8 protein-coding genes and 2 pseudogenes are annotated in these 10,483 nt (G+C 44.0%); 8 read left to right on the top strand and 2 right to left on the bottom strand.

Annotated features, from left to right (window positions below; genetic code table 11):
• Window positions 1-110: 110 nt before the first annotated feature.
• From QUB12_RS35210 to QUB12_RS35190, 5 genes and pseudogenes are all read left to right on the top strand, one after another.
• A pseudogene (locus QUB12_RS35210) lies at window positions 111-1,343 on the top strand (sensor histidine kinase).
• 195 nt (window positions 1,344-1,538) lie between these two features.
• Window positions 1,539-2,090, top strand: a complete 552-nt coding sequence (locus QUB12_RS35205; RefSeq protein WP_333147514.1) for a DUF3124 domain-containing protein — start codon at window positions 1,539-1,541, stop codon at window positions 2,088-2,090.
• Window positions 2,091-2,341: 251 nt separating this feature from the next.
• A pseudogene (locus tag QUB12_RS35200) lies at window positions 2,342-2,605 on the top strand (IS1 family transposase); the annotation flags it as partial.
• 73 nt (window positions 2,606-2,678) lie between these two features.
• Window positions 2,679-3,638, top strand: coding sequence for an aldo/keto reductase (locus QUB12_RS35195; RefSeq protein WP_333310769.1), 960 nt, complete (start codon window positions 2,679-2,681; stop codon window positions 3,636-3,638).
• A 312-nt stretch (window positions 3,639-3,950) separates the two neighbouring features.
• On the top strand, window positions 3,951-5,822 hold the full coding sequence (locus QUB12_RS35190; RefSeq protein WP_333310767.1) for a serine/threonine-protein kinase: 1,872 nt from the start codon (window positions 3,951-3,953) through the stop codon (window positions 5,820-5,822).
• Between the two features lie 131 nt (window positions 5,823-5,953).
• On the opposite strand, the gene QUB12_RS35185 is transcribed toward QUB12_RS35190, so the two are convergent.
• The gene (locus QUB12_RS35185; protein ID WP_333310765.1) at window positions 5,954-6,595 is read right to left on the bottom strand and encodes a Uma2 family endonuclease; all 642 of its coding nucleotides are present in this window, start codon (window positions 6,593-6,595) and stop codon (window positions 5,954-5,956) included.
• 54 nt (window positions 6,596-6,649) lie between these two features.
• Window positions 6,650-6,970 (bottom strand): hypothetical protein, encoded by a 321-nt coding sequence (locus QUB12_RS35180; RefSeq protein ID WP_333310763.1) that lies wholly within the window; start codon window positions 6,968-6,970, stop codon window positions 6,650-6,652.
• Here QUB12_RS35180 and QUB12_RS35175 point away from each other — a divergent pair, their 5' ends adjacent.
• The 3 genes from QUB12_RS35175 (at window position 6,971) to QUB12_RS35165 (ending at window position 10,134) form a co-directional block, all read left to right on the top strand.
• Window positions 6,971-7,201 carry a hypothetical protein gene (locus QUB12_RS35175; RefSeq protein ID WP_333310762.1) on the top strand — a complete coding sequence of 77 codons (231 nt, stop codon included), beginning with the start codon at window positions 6,971-6,973 and terminating at the stop codon, window positions 7,199-7,201.
• A 520-nt stretch (window positions 7,202-7,721) separates the two neighbouring features.
• Entirely contained in the window at window positions 7,722-8,180 is a 459-nt protein-coding gene (locus QUB12_RS35170; RefSeq protein ID WP_333310760.1) for a hypothetical protein, read from the top strand.
• A gap of 211 nt (window positions 8,181-8,391) precedes the next feature.
• The gene (locus QUB12_RS35165) at window positions 8,392-10,134 is read left to right on the top strand and encodes an IS1634 family transposase (protein ID WP_333147864.1); all 1,743 of its coding nucleotides are present in this window, start codon (window positions 8,392-8,394) and stop codon (window positions 10,132-10,134) included.
• The last annotated feature ends 349 nt before the right edge of the window (window positions 10,135-10,483 follow it).

The raw sequence follows: 10,483 nt of genomic DNA, 5'->3' as shown, positions 1-10,483 counted from the left end.
AGGAGCCGGATGACGCGAAAGTGTCACGTCCGGTTCTGAAGACGAGTGGTTCCCGTGAGGGAATCGCTTAGTTTAACCGTCGCAATCTGGCTCGTTGGTTCACCCTCTCAATGGGAAGCATTCTCGTGCTGTTTGCTGGGGCGATTTATCAGATTGAGGTAAAAGATAAACTAGAGGCGCTCGATCGACTGCTGTATGACAAAACTAGAGTCATGGCTGCCAGCGTGCATTATGAAGTTCGCCAAAACCCGAACCAGGTCGATCTGAGTCATGTTTCCTTGTTAGGCAGTGGTTCGCATCCCCTTGCTGAAGATCTGATTTACGTGCGCTGGTATAACGCACAAGGGCGGCTAGTTCGTTTTTTTGGGAATTCTCCTCCCGATCGGTTAAATACGCCTTTTGATTATCTCACAGTTCGATCGACCGATCCACTTTTGGGAAAAGGAATCTGGCTGCGTCAGGTGACATTACCCGTTGAAGGTAGAACAGGGGTACTCGGTTATCTTCAGGTTGCAACTCCCCTGACCGAAACTCAAAACAGCCTCACTCAGCTTCAGATTGTGCTCACTCTCGCTGTCCCGCTGACACTGGGCTTAATTGCCCTCACAGGTTGGTTTCTCAGCGGGCTGGCGATGCAACCGATTCGGCAAGCCTATCAGCAGCTTCAGCGCTTTACAGCCGATGCCTCTCACGAGTTGCGATCGCCCCTGTCTGCCATTCTCACTAATGCCCAGCTTGGGTTGCTCATCGCGGCTGATGATTCACGTTACCATCCTCCCTTAGAAAACATTGTAGATACCGCAAAATCAATGGGAGCGCTCGTGAATAATTTACTGCTGTTGGCTCGTCATCAGGGGCGACTTGCACCGGAATCGCTCAGGTTAATCAATCTCAACGAGCTCCTCAGCAATTTAGCAACCCAGTTTCTCGCACTTGCAGAAGCCCAAAATATCAAACTTACCTGCGAATCACCGGAACAACGGATTGAATTATTGGCTGACCCTGATTTGCTACGGCAAGTAGTCGAAAACTTGCTTTACAACGCCTGTAAATATACTCCCATTGGCGGAACTGTAAAGATACGCCTAGTTCTTCATTCCAATTTGGCAGTTATTCAGATAATCGATACGGGAATCGGTATTTCAGAAGCGGACTTACCCTATATTTTTGATCGCTTCTATCGAGTAGACACCGAGCGATAGCTCGATAGTGGTGGATTTGGACTAGGGTTAGCGATCGTCCAACAAATTGTCAAGGCACACAGCGGACAAATACAGGTGACGAGTGCAGTGGGCCTGGGCTCAACGTTCCAGGTTGAACTGCCGCTCAAACCTTATCACTAAGCCGCCTCAAACGAGAGAGAAGGTACACTCTGCTTTATACGTAACTGTAATGTATAGCGGTTCTCAATAAAATGAGGTACACACCGCTCGCAACTGATGCCCTATGCCCTATGCCCTATGCCCTATGCCCTATACCCGCGAGAGCACCTCATGTTACTGAGAAAGGCTATATGTGGTGTATTTGGATGAATGCCGATGAAGCTGAAACATGATTTCTGGGTTGGTTTGGCGATCGCCGCGATCGTCCTGAGCTCTTGTTGGGACCAAACTACCTCACAAAGACAACAACCCGATATAAAACGTGAAATTTCACTGAAAGCAGTCCCGTTAGATAAAACAAAAGTTGTGATGGGACAAACCGTATATGTCCCTATTTACTCACATATTTATCACTACAATAGCCAGGATCAGATCATGAATTTGTCAGCCACGCTCAGTATCCGCAATACGGATCTGACAAATTCGATTATTATTACTTCGGTGCGTTACTACGATAGTGATGGGAAATTGATTAGGCACGACATTAAGAGTCCAGTAGAACTCAAGCCCCTTGCTTCCACAGACTTTTTTATTGCAGCAGATGATACAAGTGGAGGCTCAGGTGCAAACTTTATTGTGGAGTGGGTTGCAGAAAAAACGGTTTATGAGCCTGTCATTGAAGCTGTCATGATTAGTACCTCTTCTTCTCAGGGCATTTCATTTATCAGTCCCGCTAAAATTCTCAAGCAACACAAGATGCAAAACTGATTTTACAGAATTAAATTATTGCTTTACAAGGTAGTTTGGGACGAGGGTAGAATGGATTGAGGGATTGCTAGCAAAAGGTTGTATTTTGCCAATAAAATGTCCATAGGTCAATAGAGTTCACATAAGACACTCATGGAGACAAAACCCTGTGAAAAACAGATCCTGCGTTGGCGACTCCTGCCCGAAGGGCTTATGTATCGCGCAAAGCTCTCTTCGGACAAAAAAACATTAACTGAACCGTATTGGTCTAGAGACAATGTGCTGTTTGTTATACTGATTTTTGGGAATATTATTCAGAACTGCTACCTTTTAAAAGACATCGACCTGTAGGTAAAAAATCGGGGAAAACCACTTATAGTGAAACACTTAATAATACTTTACGCCCGTGAATTTCTCGTTTGGTTGGTAAAACCTTGTCTTTCTCAAAAAAACTGTCAAACCATATTGGGGCAATTTTTAACTTTGTACCTCACTATAATTTTTGCATAAAAAAACGATATCATTACTGTGCATGACTACCCAACTTTTTTCTGTTAAGATTAGAGAGCTTGAGGGTGAATACTAAAAATATAAATGAGGACTTAGGGTATGCAAAAGCGACAATTGGGAACATCACAAATTCAGATTACCCCGATAATTATGGGGACTTGGCAAGCTGGGAAGCGGATGTGGGTGGGAATTGAGGATGCTGAAACTGTCAAAGCAATGCGCGCGGCTTTTGAGGCAGGTATTACCACCTTTGATACGGCTGAGGTTTACGGAGAAGGGCATTCGGAACAAATTATCGGTCAAGCACTTTCAGATGTGCGATGGCAAGTAGTTTATGCTAGCAAAGTTTTCGCCAACCACCTGAAACCCGATTTGTTAATCGAAGCGTGCGAGCGATCGCTAAAAAACCTCAACACCGATTATATCGACCTTTACCAAATCCACTGGCCCGCTGGCACTTGGGATTCCGAGTTAGTGCCAATTGCAGAAACAATGGACGCCCTGAACAAGTTAAAAGAACAGGGAAAAATTCGGGCGATCGGCGTTTCCAACTTTTCCCGCGCCCAAATAGAAGAAGCCGCCCAATACGGACGCATCGACAGCTTGCAACCGCCATATTCTCTGTTTTGGCGCTGGGTAGAAAAAGATGCGATGTCCTATTGTGTGGACAATCATATCTCCATCATTGCCTATTCATCTCTAGCTCAAGGAATATTGACAGGTAAATTCGGGCCAGAACACAAGTTTGAAGAAGGCGACCACCGCGCAAAAAATAAGCTGTTCATCAAAGAAAATTACGATCGAGTGCAAACAGCATTAAATCAACTCAGGCCAATTGCCGATCGCCACCAGATAAGCTTGGGCAACTTAGCTTTAGCCTGGTTGATTTCCCAGCCACAAACAAATGCAATTGTCGGCGCGCGCGACGGGGAACAAGCAGCCGAAAATGCTAAAGCTGCTGAGGTAAAATTGAGTGAAGAGGAATTAAAAGAGATTGACGCGATCGGGCGAACCGTCACCGATCATTTAGACGATAACCCCGTTATGTGGAATTTTTAAAAGAGTTAATTCAGGACTAGCAAAACCTCTATCTGTAGGGTGCGCCGGGCCCCGCACCTTACCCCTATAATTCGCGCGTAAAACCCCTCTGAGAATAAGTCCTATAAATTTTATAGAGTCGGGCAAGAGGTATAATATTTACTGCCTCCTGCAAATATTCAAAAACATAAAAACTAAAATCCGTAATCCCAAATCCAAAATCTAAAATCTAAAGAGGTATAATATTTATTGCCTAGTGCAAATATTCAAAAACATAAAAACTAAAATCCGTAATCCCAAATCCAAAATCTAAAATCTAAAATCTAAAATCGAATGAGTTACTGCCTAAACCCCAACTGTTCCAAGCCACAAAACCCTCCCGCAGCCAAAATTTGCAGGAATTGCCGTTCAAAACTACTGCTGCGCGATCGCTACCGGGCTATAAAGGCGATCGGGCAAGGCGGTTTTGGTAGAACATTCCTCGCCGTTGACGAAGACAAACCCTCAAAACCTCGCTGCGTCATCAAACAATTTTTACCCCCAGAAATCCAACTCATCCCATCAGCAAGCAATCGCAACAGCAAAAAAGCAGCCGAACTTTTTGAACAAGAAGCAATGCGATTAGACGAATTGGGCAAACACCCTCAAATTCCAGAACTATTAGCCTATTCCATCCAAGACAGCAGACAATATGTAGTCCAAGAATTTATCGACGGGCAAAATTTAGCACAAATTGTAGAAACAGAAGGCACATTTACAGAAAATCAAATTCAAGAATTACTCAATAGTTTATTACCCGTCCTTCACTTCATCCATTCCCACAACGTTATTCACCGAGACATCAAACCCGGGAACATCATCCGCCGCGCCGACAAACAATTAGTTTTAGTAGACTTTGGCGCCGCAAAAATTGCCACAGGTACAGCATTACTCAAAACAGGAACCAGCATCGGCAGCCCCGAATACATCGCCCCCGAACAAGCTAGAGGCAAAGCATTTTTTACCAGCGATTTGTACAGTTTAGGCGTAACTTGTTTGTATTTGCTAACTCAAGTTTCCCCTTTTGACCTCTTCGATCCTGGTGAAGATGCCTGGATATGGCGGCAGTATTTAGCCAACAACCCGGTGAGTGAACAACTCGGGAAAATTTTAGACCAAATGATTGAAAATGCTACCAACCGCCGCTATCAAACGGCTGTTGAAGTATTAAAAGAAATTAATCCCCAAGTGGCGATCGATCTAGCAATTCCTCAAACAAATTTCAAGTTAGTTAAACCCGGCAAAACTCCCGCCCACCCCCAACAGCAAACCTATAACTGGCAATGTCTTCACACCCTAACAGGTCACAAAAATTTAATTTACTCTGTTGCTTTCAGCCCCAACGGAGAAGTTGTAGCCAGCGGCAGCGATGACAAAACAATCAAGCTGTGGGGAGTAGGAGACGGGCAAGAAATAGTGACTCTTACAGGTCATACTAACTCAGTTTATACAGTAGCTTTCAGCCCGGACGGACTAATGCTAGCCAGCAGCAGCCACGACAAAACTGTTAAACTTTGGCGGATGAAAGATGGACAAGAAATCCGCACCCTGATCGGTCACACTAACTCAGTTTACAGCGCAGCTTTCAGTCCCGATGGCGAAATTATTGCTAGCAGCAGTTGGGACAAAACAATCAAGATTTGGCGAGTCAAAGACGGGCAAGAAATTCGCACCCTTGCGGGTCACACTAATTTAGTTTATTTTGTTGCTTTTAGCCCGGATGGGGAAACTCTTGCTAGTTGCAGTTGGGACAGAACAATCAAGATTTGGCGAGTTAAAGATGGGAAGCTAATTCGCACACTTACAGGTCATACAGACTCCGTTCGCTGCATAGCTTTTAGTCCAAATGGAGAGTTTTTGGCTAGCGGTAGCCATGACAATACTATTAAAATTTGGTGGGTAAAAGATTGGCAAGAAGTTTTAACTATCACAGGACATTCTTGGTATGTTGATTCTATTGCTTTTAGTCCCGATGGCGAGATTCTGGCTAGTAGCAGCAATCAAACTATCAAAATTTGGCGGGTTAGAGATGGTGGAGAAATTTGTAATATTTCCGGGCATACAAATTCGGTTTATTCCGTGAATTTTAGCCCGGAAGGAGAGTTTTTGGCTAGCGGCAGCAGTGATAAAAGTATTAAGCTTTGGCAGAATACCATGTTTGTTTGATTAACCACGATCGAAATTGTTTGTAGTCGGTGGGCGGGGGCAGGTTTATGATAATTGTGGGTTTTAGGCGATTATTGTTGGTGAACCTGCCCCTACAGGAATTATGGTCAATTCACCGGACACGATATGATTCAACCGTTCTCCCTTTCAATTTTTTGCCGCAACTCCCGAATGACTGTACTTGTAGGGCGATCGCGCGACATTGGCCAGCATTCCTCCACAATTTCTGATAGATTAAAATTGGAAAAATAACGGCTAACTGAACTTTCTACATATCGATCGTTTTGCAAGTCGTAAATTCTGAGCTTATTTTTCTTAAACAGCCACACTTCCGGCACTTGATAAGGCAAGTAATCATCTAAATCCGTGTAGCTAGTTACGTCTACTTCGATTACTAGATCGGGCGGCGGTTCAACACCCCAAGCAATCCGATCTTTACCAATAATTGTCGCACAACTATCGATATAAAAACAATAATCTGGTTCAATTCCTCTTACCTCCGGCAAATCCATCGTAATTGGTGTAAACGCTTCATAATCTCGCCCCAAGTAATCTAGGAAAACCATTGCCACCATTGCAATAATATGAGATTGTTTTCCGTGTACTGGTAAAGGGGACATTAACAAAATCTCTCCTGGTCGATATTTGATGCGTGGAATCTGACGATCGCCCAATTGTGCTACAAGTGCTTGGTAATCCTGCCAGTTTCCGGCAAATTTTATAAGTGTTCCTGGGCGCAAATGAATTTTTTCTGGCGTGACAACTGCAAACATAAAACTTATACCTCCTGACTGAGGATGTGTGTTTTAAACAACTAAAAGCTATTATCAATCTATCTGCTTCACCACCTCCCAGGCCAACCCTAGCACCTCTGCAATTTGCTCATCCTTCAATCCCAACTGTCGTAATTTACCAACCATTTCAATTTTAACTTGATTCGTGCCATCCTGGTAGTCGGGAGTCGGAGGCTGACTTTTATCTGGGGTAGGAGTGGATAGTTCTGAGCAAGCATTGATATAGTTAATTGTGTTGCTATCACCCTCAATATTATTACTATTATTTAAAGCAATCTTTATAGTTGATTGCCGTTTTAGGACAGATTTAAGATTACGTTTATCAACTGATTCGCCGAAAACATCAGATAACATATGCAAAAGCTTGTAACCTACATCCTTAGCATGACCCGCCGTACAGCCATAAGTATATGCAATATCAGAATACTTTTGTCGCTTCAGTATTCGGGAGCATCTCACCTTTGCGGCCAAGCTAGAAATTGGAGTTTTGAGGCAGGAGGCAGGAGGCAGGAGGCAGAAGGAAAGAGGAAGAAGGAAGGAGCCACAAGAAGGAAGGAGCCAGAAGAAGTATTTTTACAAATATGAGATGCTCCCCAGTATTCCCTCGATAATTCCGCGCTGCAAGTCATTGAGATGTTTGCCAGTCTTCGCGCAGACCACTTCATCTACAAATTGCAAGGTATGGGCAGTGTCCATCAGTAGGGGTGTCAGAAAACTCTAGTTAGTATACCCGACTTTATCCGTCTTTATCAGTCTTTTTCCGCCTTGCATAGCGATTTTAGAAAGACCCGTCTTTTTCCGTCTTTTTTCGCTTTGCAGTTTTGTGCGATCGGTCTATGATGTGGAAAAGGATAAAAATTAGTTTCATCGTCTGTATTGGTGAACAGAATTTCATCTACCAGTTTTCAGGCTTCTGCAATGTCTATCGCTCGGTCAGATAGGCAGGTTTTTCCGATATTATCCGATATTTGGGACATTTGAGCAAATTTTTCTGGAAAAGTTCAGACTCAATCCGACTGACAGGGCGATCGGGCTTGGGTTTGGATTGGGAAGGTATTGTTTGACACTTAGATTGTTAAATATGAATCCGTAAAAGGAGATAAGTATGAAAAAATTGATTGTGGGCATGATTTCTGGAGTTGGAATTTTTGCTTCTGCATTACCAGGGGTAGATCAGAATCCACCACCTCCAAATATTCCATCTGGTATCTATGCGAGTCAAGGTCACAACTATTACTGGAATAACACCGAGAAAACTTCGTGTCACATTGTCAATCCTCCCCAGTTGAGGCTATTTGTTAATAGAGGTATGCCGAGTAGAGGAAATGCACCTTTTACTCCCTATAATTTTCGAGGTGGTTGTCTATGGCATCAAGGGCTTTATGTGCCACCAAACAACCAAGGCAGAGTGATGTACATCAACTCCAGTAAAGAGATTTGCCACGTAGCACCGTCATTGTTCGGATTGTTACGCCAGCAATTTGGAGCGCCGCTGGGAGGTCTTTCTCTAGAAGTTATCTCTCAAGGTTTGACAAATATTGGTACTTGCCCCAATCCTGGATAAAATCTTGGGTATTATGGCCTCTATCACCTTACAAAGATGCCGGCCAATCCCCATTCTATTAGCCTGAAGTTCCCCCCGTAGAAGGGATGTTCAGATCTAGCAAACCCCTACGCTGCAAGTAAAAGTCAGCTTTTTGCACCCTTTCTCGTACCCATGTATCTTAAGATTGTCTTAAGATTACCTGATCGGCAGGTGTGGCATAATAGTAGCCATGTATATCGAACGTGTTCCCAACAGAAATTCTCCGCCAGCCGTACTGCTTCGCGAGTCCTACCGCGAAGGTGGAAAAGTACGTAAACGCACCCTGGCAAACTTATCAAAATTACCAGACCATGCCGTAAATGGTCTGCAAGCCTTGTTAAAAGGTGGCGTCACGATCGCCTCCTTACCTGACTCTTTTAAAATTACTCGCTCCCGCCCGCACGGCCACGTAGCTGCAGTATTGGGCAGCCTGAAAAATACTGGCTTACACAATTTAATTAGTTCCGAAAATAGCCGCAACAGAAGATTAGTATTGGCGATGATAATCGCCAGAATTATCGACCCGCGATCGAAACTTGCTACAGCCAGAGGATTCAACGACGAAACTTGTTTCTCAAGTATTGGCAAAATTTTGGGAATCGAGGGTGCCGATGAAGATGAATTATATTTGGCAATGGACTGGCTCTTATCCAGACAAGAGTCGATCGAGAATAATTTGGCTTCCATTCATTTAGCATCATCAACCTTGGTGCTGTATGATGTATCGAGCAGTTACTTTGAGGGCAAAACTTGCCCGTTAGCCCGGTACGGTTACAATCGGGATGGCAAAAGAGGTAAATTGCAGATTGTATTTGGATTAATGTGCGATGCTTCTGGCTGCCCGATCGCAGTTGAAGTATTTGAGGGCAATACTGCTGACCCAAAAACCTTAAGCAATCAAATTACCAAGCTCAAAGAAAGATTTGGGATTGCCAAAATAATTTGGGTGGGCGATCGAGGCATCATTTCTTCAACCACAATTCAAAAACATTTTCAAACCGCCGATCGTAGTTTCGATTGGATTAGCGCCCGGAGGGCGGTACAAATCCGCAGCTTGGTCGAGCAAGAATCGATTCAACTATCTTTATTTGACGAACAAAACATCGCTGAAATCTCGTCAGAGGACTATCCGGGAGAACGGTTAATTGCTTGCCGCAATCCCCTGCTAGCAGCAGAGCGAGCCAAAACCCGAGAAGAATTGTTGCAAGCAACTGAAAAAGAACTATCCAAAATAGTTGCTGCGACAACGAGACAGAAAAAGCGTTTAACAGGGGCATCAAATATTGCCCTGAAAGTGGGAAAGGTGGTGAATCTTTACAAAGTTGCCAAGCATTTCACGCTGGATATTCAAGAGAACAGTTTTAGTTACGAAAGAAACACGCAAAGTATTGACAGCGAAGCTGCATTAGATGGGTTATATGTGATTCGGACTTCAGTCGAGTCTGAGCTTTTATCGGCAACAGAAACGGTGAGGGCGTATAAAAGCCTATCTCAAGTAGAGCAGGCTTTTCGGAGTTTTAAGACTGTGGATTTAAAGGTGCGACCGATTTACCACCGCAACAGCGATCGAGTTAGGGCTCACGTGTTTTTATGTATGTTAGCCTATTACGTAGAATACCAGATGCGTTCTCGATTAGCACCAATGCTGTTTGATGAAGACGATTGGGAATCGGCCCACCACAAACAAACATCTGTGGTAAAGGCAACCAAAAGCGATCGGACTAAGGCTAAAGCCAGGACTAAGCGGACTGCCGATAATTTACCAGTGCATAGCTTCCAGACTTTACTAGCTGATTTAGGTACGATCGCCCATAATGAAATTGTAGGAAGCATTGAGGGTGCGAGTTGGGTTTTTGACAAGATTACTCAACCGACAATCGTGCAACAAAAAGCTTTGGATTTGCTGGGTGTTCCCCTAATTTGTACCCAGTAGAACCGGAGCCTACATCTTTCAAAAGCTTGCTACTCCATCAATACGCCTTTTGTCAATGGGGGAACTTCAGATTAGCAAGGCGATCGCACTTCGTCACCTATTTATCTCCTTACCAGACAACAGGAGATGAGGGGGTAGATACGATCGCCCCTTACTTTTTTTATTGATAGGCGATCGATCAAAAGTGTGGAGGCGATCGACCCTTGTCTTTTTTCACCGACAGGGCGATCGATATTGAAATTAGAACTTTCGAGTTTGTGGTGATACAATAGCTGGTAGTCCTATTTAGTAAAGGATAGAGAAAAAGCAGACATATTCAACAACTCGAAGGCTCAGAACGAATCAGTGC

Origin of the sequence: Microcoleus sp. B7-D4 (assembly GCF_036705125.1) — a bacterium.
In the GTDB taxonomy this organism is placed as follows: domain Bacteria; phylum Cyanobacteriota; class Cyanobacteriia; order Cyanobacteriales; family Microcoleaceae; genus Microcoleus.
The sequence above is the reverse complement of the archived record's forward strand: the minus strand, read 5'-3'. Positions and strand labels throughout refer to the sequence as shown.